Source organism: Methylovulum miyakonense HT12 (assembly GCF_000384075.1).
GTDB lineage: Bacteria > Pseudomonadota > Gammaproteobacteria > Methylococcales > Methylomonadaceae > Methylovulum > Methylovulum miyakonense.
Map to the genome: position 1 here is coordinate 2,161,006 of NZ_KB913025.1, position 18,463 is coordinate 2,179,468.

Below are 18,463 nucleotides of genomic sequence, written 5' to 3' on the forward strand. Positions count from 1 at the left end.
TATAGTGTAGGAGTGGGCGAAGTATACACCCGAAATAGCCGAATTATATAGCCATCAATGCCCCGCTAAGGTATCAAAATTGTATTTTGTGGCGGTTTGCTGTTGTCCGTATCCGGATAATCCAAGGTGTAATGTAATCCCCGGCTTTCTTTACGTTGCATAGCGCAGCGTATGATCAATTCGGCAACTATCACCAGGTTGCGCAATTCCAGCAAGTCGCTGGTGACGCGGAAATAGCGGTAATATTCATTGATTTCTTGTTTTAGCAATTCAACGCGGCTCATGGCGCGGGATAAGCGTTTGTCAGTCCTGACGATACCCACATAATCCCACATAAAATGGCGCAATTCGTCCCAGTTATGGGAGACTACGACTTCTTCATCAGAGTCGCTGACTTGCGAATCATCCCAGTCCGGCACGCTAGGGGGGAAGGGGATGCTGTCTAATTTTGCCAAAATGTCCTGGCTGGCCCGGTCGGCAAACACCAGGCACTCCAACAGGGAATTGCTCGCCATGCGGTTTGCGCCATGCAAACCCGTGCTGGCGACTTCGCCAATTGCGTAGAGGTTGCCTATGTCGGTACGGGCGTAGCTGTCGGTCAACACGCCACCGCAGGTGTAATGGGCGGAGGGCACGACAGGGATAGGCTGTTTGGTGATGTCTATGCCAAATTTTAGGCATTTTTTATGGATGGTTGGGAAATGCTTCAGGATGAATTCTTCAGATTTATGGCTGATATCCAAATAGACACAATCAATCCCGCGTTTTTTGATTTCGTGGTCTATGGCCCTGGCGACAATGTCACGCGGAGCCAATTCGGCCCGTGGGTCGAAATTATGCATAAACGGCGAGCCATCCGGCAAAATTAATTTGCCCCCTTCGCCCCTGACCGCCTCGCTGATCAAAAAGGATTGGGCTTTGGGGTGGAACAGGCAGGTCGGGTGGAACTGCATGAACTCCATATTGCTGACCCGGCAGCCTGCCCGCCAAGCCAGGGCAATGCCGTCCCCGGTCGCGCTTTGCGGATTGGTGCTGTACAAATACACCTTGCTGGCTCCGCCCGTCGCCAACACCACCACTTTCGCGGTGAAAGTCTTCACGGTTTGTTGTTGTGAATCCAAGACATAAGCGCCAATAATTTTTTTGCCGATGTTATTGTCCGCGTTTCCGGTGATCAGTTCGACCACATTATGGTGTTCAAATAAATGGATGTTTTCATGTTCCTGGGCACGCTCAATCAGCGACAATGACACCGCCTTACCGGTGGCGTCCGCCGTGTGGACAATGCGGCGGTGGGAGTGCCCGCCTTCGCGGTTGAGATGCAGGATTTTTTCGCCCGTCGGGGTAACGTCTTCGGTAAAGGCGACCCCTTGCTGGCGTAACCACTCTATGGAACTTTTGCCATGGGTGACCGTCAGTCTGACGATTTCAGGGTTGCATAAACCCGCACCTGCATCAAGGGTGTCTTCGATATGCGACTCAATGGAATCTTCGGCATCAAAAACGGCAGAAATGCCGCCTTGTGCGTAATAAGTGCTGCCTGCGGTCAACGCGAACTTCGACAACACGGCAACTTGGGTGCCATGGCCTGCGAGTTTAAGGGCCAAACTCAGTCCAGCCCCGCCACTACCAATAATTAAAACATCAAAACATCTTGCAAAACTTTTTGAATAAGGCAGCATAAAACAAAATAAAAGGTAGGATTAGCCAGCTCATGGGAGTGGCTTAGTTATCGCAGATTAGCGATAATACCTTCTTTTAAAGTGATAACACAATTTTGTCACAAAAGAACTTATTCAGATTAATCCTGTCTATCCCAACATTAAAGAGCCGTAGTGAACAGTCAAAAGAGGACTAGCGAACAACTCGATGAAGAGTTGGTCGTGCGTGTACAACAAGGCGATAAAAAAGCTTACGACCTTTTAGTTGTCAAATATCAACATAAAATTGTCCAATTAGTTAACCGGTATCTTAAAGACCCTAGTGAGGCGCAAGATGTCGCCCAAGAAGCGTTCATCAAAGCCTATCGTGCAATAGGCAGTTTTCGCGGTGATTCCACCTTTTACACTTGGCTGTATCGGATTGCCATCAACACCGCAAAAAATTATCTGGTGTCGCGTTCCAGACGCAGTAGCCAATATGAAGTTGATATCCAAGACGCTGAAGCAATGGAAAATGCCCCTCAATTGCAAGGCACCGATACACCCGAAAGATTGTTGTTAAACGAAGAAATCATTAAAGCAATCAAACTTGCCATTGATAACCTGCCTGAAGAAATGCGCACGGCCATTATGCTGCGTGAATTTGAAGGCATGAGTTATGAAGAAATTGCTGAAGCGATGGATTGTCCCGTTGGGACGGTCAGGTCACGCATTTTCAGGGCGCGAGAAGCTATTGATAATAAATTAAACCCCTTGCTTACACACGGTGACTTTTGATGAAAGAAGAGTTAAATCAGAAAATTTCCCAATTTCTTGATAATGAACTGCACTATGACGAGGCCTTGGATTTATTGCAAAAAATGCGCTCCGATACAAGTTTGGCACAGAAAATGGGCCGCTTTGAAGCTATCAGCCATGCGATGAAATCTGACCAATTTATAACTTTGGGAGCCGATTTTTCGGCAAAAATAGCTGCCCAATTGGAGCACGAACCCATCTATTTATTGCCATCCAAAAAGCCGATGAACCGAGGTTATCAATGGTTGGCGTTAGCGGCATCGCTCGCGGTGGTGTCGGTGGTTGCCGTGCGTTCCCTGCCGCATATTTATGGAACAGCCCCGGCCAGCCTACAAGTCGCCCAACAGCAACCCCCAAAAGCGTTACCGAATTCCCCCGTTGAAGCCAAAAAACCAAATCCAGAGGAACAACCCCTGAATGCGCGTATCAATGATTATCTTCAGGCACATAACGGCAGTGTCTATGTCAATAATCCGAACCTCCAATCCATGACCCGCGTAACGACTTATAACCAAAAATGATTGTGGTAAAGTGGTTTTTTCTTATCCTTCCCGTTTTTTTAACGGTCACTGTATCGGCAGAAAACGCCCTCCCCACTAACACCAAAGCACGCCCAGCCTGGCAGGCGGTGGATGGCAAGCAAGCCCTGGCAAAAATGGCACATGCCATGCAGACACTGAATTATCAAGGTACCGTGGCATTTCTACGCGACGGCAAATTGGAGCCTATGAAATATTCCCATGCGGCTAACCGTGGGCGCGAACAGGAACATCTGCTGTCCCTGAATTCCCCGCTACGCGAGGTGGTGCGGGAAACGGGGGAAGTTAGCTGCCTCTATAAGGCTACCCAACAGCTTGTCATTGACCAACGCCCGTTTGAACGCTCGTTTCTGATTGATATGCCGAATGACATAAACCAATTAGATGCCGCTTACGGTATCGAGATGGTGGGCGAAGAAAATGTCGCCATGTTACCCGCTTATGTCATTGCCATAAAACCAAAAGACAATCTGAGATATGCGCGAAAAGTGTGGTTGGGCCGGCAATGGTTTTTGCCGCTTAAGGTTGTCGTTTATGATTTGGAGGGTGCCGTGCTCGAAGAGCTGGTGTTCACCGAGCTTGACGTCAAGGATGCGCTACCCTTTATTGATATGAAGCCACTTGCCGACGGTGCCCTGCCATCTCAAAAAAGCCCTTCGGGTTCGTCAGCACAGGCCGCCTTTGTGATGGCAGCCATTCCTAAGGGTTTCAAGGAAGTGTTCTTCGACCGTAAACCGATGCATGAATCTGAGCAACCTGTTGACCATTTATTATTAAGTGATGGCCTTGCTTCCGTTTCCGTTTATATGGAACACAAAAATAGCGCCCAGCCACTAGTAAACAATGACACAAATGGTGTGCAATCAGTAGATGCAGTCAACTTCTTCAGCCATTCGCTGGGTGATTTCCAATTGACCGTGATGGGTGAGGTTCCCTCTGAGACCATCCGGCTGATTGCTGATAATGCTAAGCTGCGGGTGCGGTAAAGGCCAGGCGCCATCCGGCCATAGCTAACTTGGTATTGCGTAAACGCCCGTAGTCGGAACGGTTTTTCAACCGTATCCCATCCTGTGTTAAAACTTTTTGATTGACCACTTAATTTTAATTGCCTGAAATGGAGATAATATGCTCAGAATCGTGAGTTTGTGTATGTTTTTGGGGGTATTGGTGAGCCAAAATGTATTGGCCCAACTGCCGGATTTTACAGAAATGGTCAAGACCAATGGCGTTGCCGTTGTCAATATCAGCACGACACAAAAAGCCAAACCCAGCCCTGACGGCGCAGCCAAACCACAGCTACCGGAAGGTATGCCGCCAGAAATGGAAGAGCTGTTCAAGCATTTTTACAATAATCCGGAAGGCAACGGTGACGGTTACGATTCCGGCGACACCCAGTCCTTAGGTTCGGGTTTTATCATTTCGCCGGATGGCTATGTCCTTACCAACCATCATGTGGTCAAGGATGCCGATGAAATTGTGGTCAAATTTTCAGACCGGCGTGAATTGGTGGCTAAGCTTATTGGTTCCGACCCACGTACTGATGTCGCCTTGCTTAAGGTTGCGGCCACCCAATTGCCTGCCGTCGCCATTGGTGAACCAGAAAAATTACAAGTCGGCGAATGGGTGTTGGCCATCGGTTCGCCGTTTGGTTTTGAGCAATCCGTCACGGCAGGTATCGTCAGCGCCAAAGGCCGTAGCTTGCCAGGCGGCAACTATGTGCCGTTTATCCAAACCGATGTCGCCATCAACCCGGGCAACTCTGGCGGGCCGTTGTTTAACATGGATGGCAAGGTTATCGGTATCAATTCACAAATTTATAGCCGTACGGGCGGATTTATGGGGCTGTCTTTTGCCATTCCCATTGATGTGGTCATGAATGTCGTCGACCAAATCAAAACCAAAGGCAAGGTGTCGCATGGTTGGTTGGGCGTGCAAATCCAAGATGTCACGCGTGAGTTGGCGGAGTCGTTCGGCATGAAGAAACCGCAAGGTGCATTGGTTTCCAAGGTGATGCCTGGCAGCCCTGCAGAAAAATCCGATTTGCAATTGGGCGATGTGATTGTCGAGTTTAACGGGCAGGCCATTGATAACTCCGGTGATTTACCACCATTGGTCGGGATGTCCGCGATTGATAGTACAGCGACCTTGAAAATCATCCGTCAAGGTGAAACTAAGAGCGTCAGTTTCAAAATCGGCTTGTTGCCCGACCAGCCAGAAAAGTTGGCGGAAGCGAAGGCCGAAACCAAACCGATGAACAAAATCGGGGTCACCGTCAATGCCTTGACCGACGAACAAAAGGAAGCCTTGCAAATGCCGGCCGGTGGTGTGGTGGTTGAGGAGGTTGGCAAAGGCGCCGCTAAAGATGCCGGTATCCAGCGGGGCGATGTGATATTACGGATCCAAAATACGGTCATCCGTACGCTTGATGATTTTGAGCATGCGGTAAAAAATCTGTCTGTAGGCAAATCGGTTGCGGTGCTGATACAGCGCCGGGGCAGCCCTGCATTTTTGGCGCTTAAGATAGACAAGTAGCCTGTTTATTTTGGAAAAGTTAGCCTGCTAAGCGGGGCGGGTCACTGCCAGTGAAGACGCCCCGCTTTGTTAAGGCGCATTAAAGTGCAGGGGACGAGGCCCTGCAATATATTGCCAACTGGCATCCATACCGCATCCAGATTGCGTTATGAAATCGATGTCCCGGTTGGTTTGTTCAATATTTCTTGTGGGTTGCTTGCACGCCAAAACCGAGGGTTGCCATGACTTATTCCCCAGCACTATTGCCGCAATTAATCGAAGCGGTTGCCGATGCCATTAACCAAAATGCCGACGCGGTGACCGAGCTGGACCAGGCGATTGGTGATGGCGACCATGTGGTTAATTTACAGCGCGGCATCCAGGCCTTGATGGCGCAACGCGACGGGTTAAGCCAACTTGAATGGGCCGAAGCTTGGCAAAAAATAGGGATGATTTTGATGTCCACGGTAGGTGGGGCTTCAGGGTCTTTACTGGGGACGTTGTTTGTGGCGATGGCGAAAGCCGCTAAGGGGCAACCATTAAATTTGAAAGGCTTCGCCACTGCTTTTGGGCAGGGTGTGGAGTCCGTGAAATTGCGCGGGAAATCTGATGCGGGTGATAAGACGATGCTGGATGTCTTGGTTCCAGTGGCGGGCTATTTGCTCCAGGTTGCCGGTAATCCGCCGGCTATGGCGGATGTATTGGAGGACACTGGCAAAGTCGCCATTGCGGGTATGGAGTCTACCCGCGATATGTTGGCGACCAAAGGGCGTGCTTCATATTTGGAAGAACGCACCCGCGGGCATATTGATGCGGGTGCGAAAACATCCCAACTGGTAATTTGCGCCATTTGCACAGTGTTGTCAGCAACCCCAGCGTAAGTTGGCTGTATGCACGGGGGCGTCCCACAACGCCAATAATTCGTCGTCCATTAGGCTGAGTGTGATTGAGCAACCCGCCATGTCCAGCGAGGTGGTGTAGTTGCCGACTAGGGAACGGGCTATTTTTACACCATGATTTTCCCATTGCTGCGCGGCCAGTTCGTACATCAAATACAATTCCGATAATGGCGTTGAGCCGAAGCCGTTGACATGCAACAGGGCGGTTTGGCCTTTTTGGGGCGCCAGTTCTTCTTTTATGGCGTTAACCAACTGCGCAACAATTTCCTTGGCATTGGTTAATGGCAGGGTGACATGACCCCGCTCACCATGGATGCCAACGCCCATTTCCATTTGGTCGTCGTTGATGGCAAAAGTGGGGTACCCTAAAGCGGGTACGGTGCAGCTGCTAAGCGCAACCCCCATAGAGGCCGTGGCGCGGGTTACCCTTTCACCTAAAGCCTTGCAGCTCGCCAAATCCGCACCCCGCTCCGCCGCCGCCCCTACTATTTTTTCGACTATCAGCGTGCCTGCCACGCCTCGCCTGCCGGTACTGTGGTTTTTGGGTAGGGAAACATCATCATCAATAAGGATTGATGCATTGGCACATTCCAGCATTTCAGCGGCAATTTCAAAATTCATCACATCGCCTGCGTAATTTTTGACGATAAAAAGTACGCCCCCGCCGTTTTCCACCGCTTGCGCCGCCGCCAACATTTGGTCGGGGGTAGGGGAGGTGAAGACTTGGCCTGGGCAAGCGGCGTCCAGCATGCCCGTGCCAACAAAGCCAATATGCAAAGGTTCGTGCCCTGAGCCTCCGCCAGAAATTAATGCCACTTTACCTGAAGGCGTTATCTGCTTGCGCTTAACAAAATACGGTTGGCGGTTAAGTTGCACAATATCCGCATGGGCTTTTGCGAAACCACTCAGGCTTTCTTCAAGTAGGGTGTCAACTGAATTAATGAATTTTTTCATGGCGTGGCAACCGGGGTTTATTAATGGGCTAGGTTTTTCAAGGCGGCTGTGACGTCGCGGATATCCGTCATCACCCAGGTAGGTTGGTAATCTGAGTTTTTGAGGTCTTCTTCCGTGGATACGCCGGTTAGGACCATTAGGCTACGGATGCCCGTGCGCACTGCACCGAGAATATCTGTTTCCAAGCGGTCACCAATGGCAATGGTCTCAGAGGCGTCCGTGCCCAGCAAAGCCATGGCTTGTTGATAGATGATGGGTTCAGGTTTGCCGATGATGGTGGGTTCTACGCCAGTTGCTACTTGCAATGCCGCTAAGATCGCACCGTTGCCGTGGGTGATGCCGTGTTCAGTCGGTAACGTGGTGTCGGCATTGGTGCCGATAAATTTAGCCCCTGCGCGGATGTTTAGGGTCGCGGTTGCCAACTTATCCCAAGTGAGCGTTTGGTCTTTGCCACAAACCACGATGTCGGCGCCTTGGTTAGGCGTTTTGCTGCTATTGATTTCATACAGTCCCGTCAAGGTAAAGCCAAGCTTGCTTAGCGGTTCACTCGCCCCTTCTTCACCAAGGACATACACTTTCGTTGTTGCCGGATTTTCATGTTGGCTCAAATATAGCGCGGTGGCTATGCCAGAGGTAAGGATTTCGTCTTCAGTAACCGTCACCCCCATTTTTGCAAGTTTACTGACGTATTGTGTAGGGGTAAGGCTGGCATTGTTAGTGGCAAGGATAAAGCGGATGTTTTGTGAGCGGAGTGTCTGAAAGAAATCGGTTAGCCCAGTTATGGCCTGGTTGCCATGCCATAAAACACCATCCATGTCGATGATGAGTGCGCGAATATTTGTAAATGGTTCCATACGGTTCTCAAGTAGAGGCTTTCAAAAGTCCGGCCTAGTATAAAAGGTTTACGGTGACTTGGCATCAGTAAACGGGGGCGCCAAAATTCTCCAGTGGATTTTAAGATATTGGTGCCGGGTCAAACGTACTTAGTGTATCAGGAGGAAATTGTGAATTTGCTAAAGCATCCAGGCAATTAAGAGCCTGCTAGGGAGGGTGAGATTGATTTCGTTATAACAATCTGATTTTTTATGATATTTTTAAACGGTTGTATTTGACGGATAGTGATGGCTGTTGCGCATTGAGCATTGGGCATTGACACAAGTCCCCTTTCTACTTTACAGTTACGTCCGCAAAACAATTATGCAACCAACTATAATATTAATAACCCTTCGGAGCACATATCATGGCTAGACCATTAATTCAGATGGCATTGGATTCATTAGATTTCGACGCAACAGTTGCACTTGCAGAGCAAGTAGCTCCACACGTTGACATTTTTGAAATCGGAACTCCATGCATCAAACACAACGGAGTCAATCTGGTTAAAACGCTGAGAGCAAAATTCCCAGATAAGTTAATTTTGGTTGACCTTAAAACCATGGATGCTGGTGAATACGAAGCGACTCCATTTTATGCTGCTGGTGCAGATATTTGTACAGTTCTGGGTGTATCTGGTCTTGCAACTTGTGCGGGCGTTATCAAAGCCGCTAACGCTTTTGGTGCTGAAGCACAAATCGATTTGATCAATGTCGAAGACAAAGTGGCCTGTGCCCGTGCAACTGCTGAAGCAGGTGCCCACATCATGGGTATTCACACTGGCTTGGATGCACAAGCTGCTGGCCACACTCCATTTTCTGATTTGAATGACATCGCCAGATTGGGCTTGAACGTCAGGATTTCAGTAGCTGGCGGCATCAAAGCTGCAACTGTCCAAGACGTTGTTAAATCAGGTGCTAACATTATCGTTGTTGGCGCGGCTATATACGGTGCACCATCTCCTGCTGAAGCTGCTCGCGAAATTCGTGAACTGGTTGATGCAACTGAGGTATAAAAATGCATCAGCAACTTGTTATTGAAAAGATTGCTAGCATTCTTGAAGTAACAGATGACACATATGATGTAAAGTTGACGCAATTACTTGACAGTGCCAAGCGTATATTTATAGCGGGTGCTGGGCGTTCAAAGCTTGTAGGCAATTTCTTTGCTATGAGATTGGTGCATGCTGGTTACGATGTAAGTGTCGTTGGTGAAATTGTTACACCAAGTATAAAAGCTGGGGATTTGTTAATTATAATTTCCGGTTCGGGTGAAACTGAACAATTAATCGCCTTTACAAAGAGTGCCAAAAAAGTAGGTGCCAACATTGTGTTAATCTCTGCGAAAAGCGAATCTACAATTGGTGATATGTCAGATGCCGTATTTCAAATTGGTCGGTCAGAGCAATATGGAAAGGTGTATGGCATGCCAATGGGTACCGTTTTTGAGCTGTCTACATTGTTGTTTTTGGAGTCAACGATCTCTCATGTGATTCATGAGAAAGGTATTCCTGAAGAGATAATGAGAGAAAGGCACGCCAATTTAGAATAATATCAAGGGAACGGGTTATTGAAATAATCCGTTCCTGGTTTATTTGTATGGCAACAATAAAATATTTTCTGACAAACTCATACAAATGATAGTTGTCAATGGTCAGTAATTAAAAAATAGGAAGGAGAACTATATGACTTCGCGCCGAGAATTAGCGAACGCCATACGCGCTTTAAGCATGGATGCTGTACAAAAAGCAAACTCTGGACATCCAGGGGCACCAATGGGAATGGCGGATATCGCCGAAGTTCTCTGGAATGACTTCATGTCCCATAATCCGACCAATCCCAAATGGTCAAATCGTGATCGTTTTGTTCTCTCAAATGGTCATGGCTCAATGTTGATTTATTCGCTGTTGCACCTGACAGGATATGATCTGCCCCTCGAAGAGTTGAAACGTTTTCGCCAACTACATTCAAAAACACCTGGGCATCCTGAGTATGGTTATGCACCTGGTATAGAAACTACGACCGGCCCTTTAGGGCAAGGTATCACTAATGCGGTCGGCATGGCCATTGCTGAAAAAGCATTAGCAGCCCAATTCAATAAAGATGGACATATTATTGTAAACCATAACACCTATGTGTTTATGGGCGATGGTTGTTTGATGGAGGGCATTTCCCACGAAGCTTGCTCATTAGCAGGTACTTTGGGTTTAGGTAAGCTCATTGCTTTTTGGGACGATAATGGTATTTCCATCGACGGTCATGTAGATGGCTGGTTTACCGATAATACGCCAATGCGTTTCGAATCTTATGGCTGGCATGTCATTGCCGATGTTGATGGACATGATTCTTATGCAATCCATAAAGCAATAGAAATGGCAAAAGCTATTACAGACAAACCCACATTGATTTGCTGTAAAACGACAATAGGTTTTGGTTCACCGAACAAAGCAGGTTCCCATGCGTGCCATGGGGCACCTTTAGGCGAAGCGGAAATTAATCTGACCAAAGCGGCATTGGGCTGGGATCATGGCGCGTTTGAGGTTCCATCAAAAATCTATGCTGGCTGGGATGCTAAAGAAAAAGGTGCTAAAGCAGAACAAGCGTGGAGCGGAAAATTCCAGGCCTATAAAGAAGCTTATCCAGAATTGGCTGCAGAATACGAACGCCGTATGAAGGGTGATTTGCCTTCGAGCTGGACTGAAGGGGCTGACGCGTTCGTCAGTTCGGTCAATGCAGAAGGCAAAACGACTGCAACGAGATTGTCGTCGTTAGCTACTATTGAGGGCTACGCGAAGCTATTGCCAGAAATATTTGGTGGTTCAGCTGATTTAGGGTGTTCTAACATGACCGAGTGGTCAGGCTATAAGCCCATGCGTGCCGATAAGCCAGATGCAAACTACGTCAATTACGGTGTCCGTGAGTTTGGCATGTCCGCAATTATGAATGGTGTCGCTTTGCATGGCGGCCTTATTCCTTTTGGCGCGACCTTCCTGATGTTCTCCGAATATGCCCGTAATGCGGTTAGAATGGCATCTTTAATGAAGATCCGCTCTATCTTTGTTTATACCCACGATTCTATTGGTTTAGGAGAAGACGGCCCGACCCATCAACCTATCGAGCAAACAGCTACCCTGAGGTTAATCCCAGGTATGCACGTTTGGCGTCCTTGTGATGCGGTTGAAACTGCTGTTGCTTGGCGGGCGGCGGTTGAACGCAAAGATGGCCCTTCAGTTCTGGTGTTCTCACGTCAAAACTTAGCGCATGTCCCCCGTAGTGACGAGCAAATTAGTGCTATATCACGTGGTGGCTATGTTCTAGTCGAAAGCGAAGGCGCTCCGGATGCCATCATCATCGCGACAGGTTCAGAAGTTGAGCTTGCTGTGAAAGCAGCGGAACAATTAAAAGCCAGCGGCAAAAATATTCGTGTTGTCTCTATGCCGTCAACAAATATTTTTGATGCCCAAGATGTTGCCTATAAAGAGTCGGTATTGCCTTCAACAATCACTAATCGCATAGCCGTTGAAGCGGGTGTGACCGAAGGTTGGTGGAAATATGTAGGCACTAATGGAAGAATTGTTGGTATTGATCATTTTGGTGAATCAGCTCCAGCAGGGCAACTATTTAAGGAGTTCGGTTTTACTGTTGAAAATGTAATTCTGAATGTAGAAGCGGTACTCCAAGACTAAAATTTTAGGATATTTGCATTGATTAATTATGGAGAGAAAAGATTACTTGTATAAATAGGCAATTTGTTAGGTAAACCGATTTCTCTCTATTTCTTCCGACTTAAAGGTGAACAACGTGAAAAAAAATAATCTTATAAATGGTTTGTTTGCAACCTTATTGATTGCTAGCCCGATAGCAGGGGCAGATGAGAAATACCCTGCGGCGGATTTTCAGCCTCAAGTCGTTTTCCAGGATAACGACTATATAGCTAAAAATAACCAAACGGCCAAATTAGATACAAAAGTGGAGCAAGGTTCTTCAGAAGTGGATCCGAAATATCCTGCTGCTAACTTTAGCCCGCAAGTTGTTTATAGTGACCCTAACTATAAACCTAGTGTTTCTTCAAGCGCAGCCAGTTCTGAAAAGGTCACTAACGAAAACGATGCTAGTGTTGCAATTGAGAATAGCAGTGTTGCTACGACAGCAAAAGCAGAATCTCAATCAAACTACTTGATCGGTTTGATAGCGTTGGGATTGGTGGGGGCTTTTCTGTTTAAGAGCCAGTTTAAGTGTGGCGCTAAAAAACCGGAAAGTAAAACGGTTCCTGTTTCAAAAAGTGGTTTGACCGGGGTATCCAGGTATTTAAATAAGGTTTCTGGAACAGGCGTTTCCAGGTATTTGGAAAAACAAGTCAAATCAGCAGGTGCTTTGCCTTCTACTGGTGTTGCTAAATATATTGCCAAACAAGTTTCGGTCGCCAAATCGACTGCGGCTGGCGCAGCGACTGGCGTTGAAAAATATATGCGTAACCGGGGATAAGCAATGGACCAAAATTACTTGAGTGGCTTTCTCCCTCCCGCAGTGGCTGGCTTATTCTTTTTTATGAAAAGACATGATGAGACGCATGAGGAAACTCATATAGTATTGCCGACCTATTCTTGCGATGCGAGTGGTTTGACTGGTGTTGCAAGGTATTTGGAAAATCAGAGACAGATTTTAGAGGCGAGTAAAGAAGAAGCGGAGTCACTCGAAGATCAAAGAAATACTCAAGTGATTACGGGCGTTGCTAAATATGTAGAAAAAACTCGGCAAAATCCGGTCAGTGGTGTCGCCCGGTATATGCTGAAAAAATCACTGGCTGAAAAAAATGCGCCCAAAACAGCCAGTAAACCGCAAGTTACAGGCGTCGCCAAGTATTTGAGCAACCAAAAAGAAAAGCCTGTCCTTAGTGGCGTGGCAAAATATTTGAAAAACCAAGATAGTTTACCTAAAGCGACTAAAGTGGCTAAATATATGGCTAAACAAGCTATTGCCGCCAAGCAGGCAAAGCCGGTTGTAGCGCATATTGAACTAACGGGTGTGGAGAAATATCTGAAACAGCAGGAAAGTTTGCCGCAGTTGAGCAGGGTTGCTAAGTATATGAAGAAGCAAGCTTTGCTTGCTAAAATGGAAAAACCAGCTGTCGTAAAGCCTGAATTGACAGGTGTTGCCAAATATTTACAAAACCAAGAAAGTCTGCCAAAAATTAGCCGGGTGACTAAATACATGGCGAGACAAACCTTGGCAAACAAACAAAAAATTGAAGTTATTGAAACGGGTGTCGATAAATATATGAGAAATCGCGCTTAGTTTTTTAAGATCCAAATTTTTGATGTGTGGAACGAATAAACAGCATCTCAGATGCTGTTTATTGTTTGTGTCGTCGGATTTAAATGATGATGCAACGAACTATCCCCTCAATCCGGCTATTTAAAAAATTTTTACTATTATAAGAAGGCACTGTTTATGGCAAAAAATTTACTTGAACAACTTAGAGAGGTTACTGTTGTTGTAGCAGATACCGGAGACATTCAAGCGATTGAAACTTTTAAACCTCAGGATGCGACAACAAACCCCTCTTTGATCACTGCGGCTGCACAAATGCCCCAATATCAAGATATTGTTGATGGCACTTTGAAAGGTGCGAGAGAAGCTTTAGGCGCTGATTCGGCTCCAGCCCAAGTTGTATCTCTGGCGTTTGACCGTTTGGCGGTATCTTTCGGCCTTAAAATCCTTGAGATCATCCCGGGTCGAGTTTCTACAGAAGTTGACGCACGCCTGTCTTTTGACACTGATGCAACTATCGCCAAAGGCCGTGAGCTGATTGCGCAGTACGAAGCTGCTGGCATTTCGCGTGAGCGCGTTTTAATTAAAATTGCCGCTACTTGGGAAGGGATCCAAGCTGCAGCCGTATTGGAAAAAGAAGGTATCCACTGTAACCTGACTTTATTGTTTGGTTTGCACCAAGCGATTGCTTGCGCAGAAAACGGCATCACTTTGATTTCCCCTTTTGTTGGCCGTATCCTTGATTGGTACAAGAAAGATACTGGTCGTGATTCTTATCCGGCCGCAGAAGATCCAGGTGTTTTGTCTGTGACAGAAATTTACAACTACTATAAAAAATTTGGTTATAAAACTGAAGTTATGGGCGCAAGCTTCCGTAATATTGGTGAAATTACCGAATTGGCTGGTTCTGATTTGTTGACTATCGCACCATCCTTGTTGGCTGAATTGCAAGCGACGGAAGGTGATTTGCCACGCAAATTAGATCCCGATCACGCTGCGACATTATCCATCCAAAAGATCGATGTGACCAAAGAAGTGTTCGATGCGATGCATAAGGAAAACCGTATGGCAACTGATAAGTTGGCAGAAGGCATCAACGGCTTTACTGTTGCATTAGAGTCATTGGAAAAACTGTTGGCTGAGCGTTTGGCGACTTTAGAAGGTTAAAAAATTTGATGCTATGCCTGGGCTTGATCCCATGTCCGGGCAGGTTTTATCCCTTCGGTATTATTTATCAATATTTAGGACACTTACTTAAATGTCACAAAAAATTTTAGATGTCGTCAAGCCAGGTGTGGTGACTGGTGATGATGTGCAAAAAATATTCGCAATTGCTAAAGAAAATAAATTCGCGTTGCCAGCCGTTAATGTAATCAGTACGGGTTCAATCAACGCCGTATTAGAAGCTGCTGCTAAAGTTAAATCAGCCGTCATCATCCAATTTTCTAACGGTGGTGCGCAATATGTTGCGGGTAAAGGGCTTAAATTGGAAGGCCAAAAAACTGCTATTTTAGGCGCGATTTCTGGTGCCCAACATGTGCATGGTCTTGCCGAAGCTTATGGTGTGCCAGTGATTTTACATACTGATCATGCCGCTAAGAATTTGTTGCCTTGGATTGATGGTTTATTGGATGCGGGTGAAAAGCATTTCGCCCAAACAGGTAAGCCGCTGTTCAGTTCACATATGTTGGATTTGTCAGAAGAAAGCTTGGAAGAAAACATCGAAATATGCGGCAAGTATTTGGAACGCATGTCCAAAATGGGTATGACTCTGGAAATTGAATTAGGTGTAACAGGTGGTGAAGAAGACGGTGTTGACAACAGCGGCATGGATCATTCCATGTTGTACACACAGCCAGAAGATGTTGCTTATGCTTACGAACATCTGAGCAAAATCAGCCACCGTTTCACCATTGCCGCTTCATTTGGTAACGTACACGGTGTTTATTCGCCAGGTAACGTTAAATTGACCCCCAAAATTTTGGATAACTCTCAAAAGTATGTTTCCGAAAAATACGGTGTTCCGGCAAATACATTGAATTTTGTTTTCCATGGTGGTTCAGGTTCGACTCCAGAAGAAATTAGCGAATCCATCAGCTATGGCGTGATCAAAATGAACATTGATACGGATACCCAATGGGCTGCTTGGGACGGTATTAGGCAATATTACCTAAAAAATGAAGGTTATTTGCAAGGCCAAATCGGTAACCCAGATGGGGCCGACAAGCCAAACAAAAAGTATTATGACCCACGGGTTTGGCAACGTGCTGGTGAAGTCAGTATGGTCGCCCGCCTAGAGCAAGCATTTCAGGATTTGAACGCTGTTAACAGTCTGTAATAACAAGGATGCACTACAAAAAAGCCGATGTAAAACATCGGCTTTTTTTTGAGAAAAATTCAGGGCTTGCCAATGGAAAGGCAAATTCAATAAGTTTTCATCAAGCCATCCAAAGTTAACCCACAACTAGGCGCAAAAGCCTGCATAAAGAAAATCACTTCTTCCTGTTTCGATTCGGCTATTTTTAATGCCAACTGTGTGGCGGCGACTTCGAATTCCAAGTTTCCAGCTTTTAATTCAGCTTGGCATTTAAGATAAGCCGAAATTTTATCGGCAGATTTGATAATTTGTAAATGTTCTTCGGGGATTTTGTCATGGCAAATGAGCCCTTCAAAATCTGCGCGAATTGCTGAAGGCAATAAGTTCAATAACTCAATTTCAGCTTGTTTTTCAATTTCCTTATATGCATTGCGGATTTCTTCAGAGTGATATTTGATGGGCGTTGGCAAATCGCCAGTAATCACCTCGGTGATGTCGTGGTACAAAGCCGCCGTTGCCACCGCGTTGGCGTCAACAGTGCCGTTAAAATAACGGTTTTTTATCAACGCCAAAGCATGCGCAATCACCGACACTTCCCAACTATGTTCCATGACATTTTCTTCATGGGCATTGCGCTTTAACCCCCATCGCTTAATCCATCTTAAGCGTGTCAAATAAGCATAAAAACTGCTGGATACGGTGTTTTTTTCCATAACGTTCAAATTAATACTAATAAACGGTCATGATAAAGTGATTGTCCAGCGAATTAAAGCCATATCTGTTATCTTGTCAGCTTGTAGCCATCTTTCCAAAGTTTAAAAACAACATGCTCATTCAGTGGTATCCCGGCCATATGCACAAGGCCGGTAAAGAAATCAAAGCCATCCTTTCCGAAATTGATCTGATTATCGAAATTCTCGACGCACGGATTCCCTTTAGCAGCCAAAATCCCATGCTTGCCCGTTTGCGCGGTGACAAGCCGTGCATTAAAGTCCTGAACAAAAGCGACCTTGCCGACCCTGAGCGGACGCAACAGTGGCAAACATATCTGGAACAGGAGCAAGGTGTCAAAACGTTGGCGCTCACCGCCGACCAACCGGAGCGTATCCGCCAACTGCCTGCTTTATGCCACAAAATGGTCAATATAAAAGAAGGGCAGTTGCTGCATGCTTTGATTATGGGCATACCCAACGTAGGCAAATCAACGATAATCAACATCCTTGCCGGGCGCACCATTGCCAAAACGGGTAATGAGCCGGCCATCACCAAATTCCTACAACGGATAGACATTGGCAATGGCATCATCCTGATGGATAGCCCGGGGATGCTTTGGCCTAACCTTGACAATAAAAACAGCGGTTACCGTTTGGCGACTACGGGTGCGATAAAGGACACCGCGATACAACATGATGACATAGCCGCTTTTCTTGCCGAGTTTTTATTGGAACACTACCCCGATGAGCTTAAAACACGTTTCCAGTTAGCGCAACTGCCTGGGCGGGAAGCGGAGTTATTGGAGTTGATAGGTAAACAACGTGGCTGTTTACGTGCGGGTGGAATGGTTGATAATGATCGGGTCGCCAAAATCGTCATCTCGGAATTCCGAGCGGGCACTTTAGGTCGGATGACGATGGAAACACCTGAAATGATGGTTGAAGAACTGGCAGAATTGGAAATCATCCGTGCTGAAAAAGCCGCTAAAAAATTGTTAAAAAAACAAAAGCGCAAATGAATGGCGGCTATTCAAAAAATCATAATTTCACATAGCCACGAAAAGCACGAAGCTGTCATTTGTATCTCCGAGGGCTTTGTGGTTTATGGGGTAGGGAGTCTGTTCAACGCCCGTCAAAATAATCCTTACGCAAAAAGAAACGGTATAAAACCGAGCCTGCGATAAAGCCGCCCAAATGCGCCCACCACGCGACATCGACGGTGACATTGTCAAACACCAGCGAGGTGGTGGCATTGTGCAATTGCAACAATATCCATAAACCCAAAAATGAAATGGCCGGGACGTGGATGACTATAGGCAAGAAAAACAAGGGTATCCAAACGATTACGCGTTCCAGAGGATACAAGAAAAAGTAAGCCGCCAATACGCCCGCAATCGCCCCCGACGCACCAACCACCGGGATCGTCAGGTTCGGGTCAAAATACCATTGCAAGGCCGTCGCAAATACCCCGCAGATCAGATAAAACAACAAAAACCGCCATCGTCCCATGCGGTCTTCGACATTATCGGCAAATATCCATAAAAACCACATGTTCATCAGCAAGTGAGTCCAACTGGAATGGATGAACAAATTACTGATAAACGAGAAATAACCGTCAAATGCTATCCCGTTATAACTAGACCAACCGTGCGCATAACGCATCGGCACCATCCCAAACTGGTTGATCAGCCGATAACTTTCAGCCTCCGGCATAAAGTACATGGTGACAAAAATCACCACACACAGCACGATCATCCCCCAAGTGACCAACGGTTTGGCATAACAGGGTGCGGTGTCTCGAATTGGAATCATGATATTGCCCTTTATTGTGATTGTCGCCTAAGCTTAACATTTTAAGGCCGATTGGCAATCGGACAATTAAGCGAGGCTTACTGGCTAAAGCGTTTATAATGACGGCAAAGAAACCT

18 protein-coding genes are annotated in these 18,463 nt (G+C 46.6%); 13 read left to right on the forward strand and 5 right to left on the reverse strand.

Going from position 1 to position 18,463, the window contains the following annotated elements; all coding sequences use genetic code 11:
* Window positions 1-65 precede the first annotated feature (65 nt).
* Window positions 66-1,682 (reverse strand): L-aspartate oxidase, encoded by a 1,617-nt coding sequence (gene nadB / locus METMI_RS0111025; protein WP_019866353.1) that lies wholly within the window; start codon window positions 1,680-1,682, stop codon window positions 66-68.
* Window positions 1,683-1,835: 153 nt separating this feature from the next.
* Between nadB and rpoE the strand changes: the two genes are divergently transcribed.
* The 5 genes from rpoE (at window position 1,836) to dhaL (ending at window position 6,390) form a co-directional block, all read left to right on the forward strand.
* Entirely contained in the window at window positions 1,836-2,438 is a 603-nt protein-coding gene (gene rpoE, locus METMI_RS0111030) for an RNA polymerase sigma factor RpoE (RefSeq protein WP_029151627.1), read from the forward strand.
* Window positions 2,438-2,980, forward strand: a complete 543-nt coding sequence (locus METMI_RS0111035; protein ID WP_019866355.1) for a sigma-E factor negative regulatory protein — start codon at window positions 2,438-2,440, stop codon at window positions 2,978-2,980. Before rpoE ends, METMI_RS0111035 begins: the two co-directional genes overlap by 1 nt.
* A complete protein-coding gene (locus METMI_RS0111040; RefSeq protein WP_019866356.1) occupies window positions 2,977-3,984 on the forward strand; it encodes a MucB/RseB C-terminal domain-containing protein in 1,008 nt (335 codons plus the stop codon). Before METMI_RS0111035 ends, METMI_RS0111040 begins: the two co-directional genes overlap by 4 nt.
* A gap of 139 nt (window positions 3,985-4,123) precedes the next feature.
* Window positions 4,124-5,530 carry a DegQ family serine endoprotease gene (locus METMI_RS0111045; protein ID WP_029151628.1) on the forward strand — a complete coding sequence of 469 codons (1,407 nt, stop codon included), beginning with the start codon at window positions 4,124-4,126 and terminating at the stop codon, window positions 5,528-5,530.
* A 221-nt stretch (window positions 5,531-5,751) separates the two neighbouring features.
* A complete protein-coding gene (gene dhaL / locus METMI_RS0111050; protein WP_019866358.1) occupies window positions 5,752-6,390 on the forward strand; it encodes a dihydroxyacetone kinase subunit DhaL in 639 nt (212 codons plus the stop codon).
* On the opposite strand, the gene dhaK is transcribed toward dhaL, so the two are convergent.
* Window positions 6,373-7,362: a dihydroxyacetone kinase subunit DhaK gene (gene dhaK, locus METMI_RS0111055; RefSeq protein WP_019866359.1), complete on the reverse strand. Its 990-nt coding sequence runs from the start codon at window positions 7,360-7,362 to the stop codon at window positions 6,373-6,375. The two genes, dhaL and dhaK, sit on opposite strands and share 18 nt — an antisense overlap.
* A gap of 20 nt (window positions 7,363-7,382) precedes the next feature.
* Complete coding sequence (locus METMI_RS0111060) at window positions 7,383-8,216, reverse strand: HAD-IIA family hydrolase (RefSeq protein WP_019866360.1); 834 nt, start codon at window positions 8,214-8,216, stop codon at window positions 7,383-7,385.
* 386 nt (window positions 8,217-8,602) lie between these two features.
* On the opposite strand from METMI_RS0111060, the gene hxlA reads away from it, so the two are divergent.
* From hxlA to fbaA, 7 genes are all read left to right on the forward strand, one after another.
* Entirely contained in the window at window positions 8,603-9,250 is a 648-nt protein-coding gene (gene hxlA, locus METMI_RS0111065; RefSeq protein ID WP_019866361.1) for a 3-hexulose-6-phosphate synthase, read from the forward strand.
* 2 nt (window positions 9,251-9,252) lie between these two features.
* Window positions 9,253-9,786, forward strand: a complete 534-nt coding sequence (gene hxlB / locus METMI_RS0111070) for a 6-phospho-3-hexuloisomerase (protein ID WP_019866362.1) — start codon at window positions 9,253-9,255, stop codon at window positions 9,784-9,786.
* A gap of 133 nt (window positions 9,787-9,919) precedes the next feature.
* Entirely contained in the window at window positions 9,920-11,920 is a 2,001-nt protein-coding gene (gene tkt, locus METMI_RS0111075) for a transketolase (protein WP_029151629.1), read from the forward strand.
* Window positions 11,921-12,035: 115 nt separating this feature from the next.
* On the forward strand, window positions 12,036-12,719 hold the full coding sequence (locus METMI_RS0111080; RefSeq protein ID WP_019866364.1) for a hypothetical protein: 684 nt from the start codon (window positions 12,036-12,038) through the stop codon (window positions 12,717-12,719).
* Between the two features lie 3 nt (window positions 12,720-12,722).
* Window positions 12,723-13,529 (forward strand): hypothetical protein, encoded by an 807-nt coding sequence (locus tag METMI_RS0111085; RefSeq protein ID WP_019866365.1) that lies wholly within the window; start codon window positions 12,723-12,725, stop codon window positions 13,527-13,529.
* Window positions 13,530-13,685: 156 nt separating this feature from the next.
* Window positions 13,686-14,672 (forward strand): transaldolase, encoded by a 987-nt coding sequence (locus METMI_RS0111090; RefSeq protein ID WP_019866366.1) that lies wholly within the window; start codon window positions 13,686-13,688, stop codon window positions 14,670-14,672.
* Between the two features lie 91 nt (window positions 14,673-14,763).
* Window positions 14,764-15,843, forward strand: a complete 1,080-nt coding sequence (fbaA, locus tag METMI_RS0111095; RefSeq protein ID WP_019866367.1) for a class II fructose-bisphosphate aldolase — start codon at window positions 14,764-14,766, stop codon at window positions 15,841-15,843.
* Between the two features lie 86 nt (window positions 15,844-15,929).
* Here the strand turns inward: fbaA and yfbR are convergent, their stop codons facing one another.
* Window positions 15,930-16,535 (reverse strand): 5'-deoxynucleotidase, encoded by a 606-nt coding sequence (gene yfbR / locus METMI_RS0111100; RefSeq protein ID WP_019866368.1) that lies wholly within the window; start codon window positions 16,533-16,535, stop codon window positions 15,930-15,932.
* Window positions 16,536-16,648: 113 nt separating this feature from the next.
* Here yfbR and ylqF point away from each other — a divergent pair, with 113 nt between their 5' ends.
* Window positions 16,649-17,554 (forward strand): ribosome biogenesis GTPase YlqF, encoded by a 906-nt coding sequence (gene ylqF / locus METMI_RS0111105; RefSeq protein WP_029151630.1) that lies wholly within the window; start codon window positions 16,649-16,651, stop codon window positions 17,552-17,554.
* A 103-nt stretch (window positions 17,555-17,657) separates the two neighbouring features.
* Here the strand turns inward: ylqF and METMI_RS0111110 are convergent, their stop codons facing one another.
* On the reverse strand, window positions 17,658-18,347 hold the full coding sequence (locus METMI_RS0111110) for a rhomboid family intramembrane serine protease (RefSeq protein ID WP_019866370.1): 690 nt from the start codon (window positions 18,345-18,347) through the stop codon (window positions 17,658-17,660).
* Window positions 18,348-18,463: the final 116 nt, after the last annotated feature.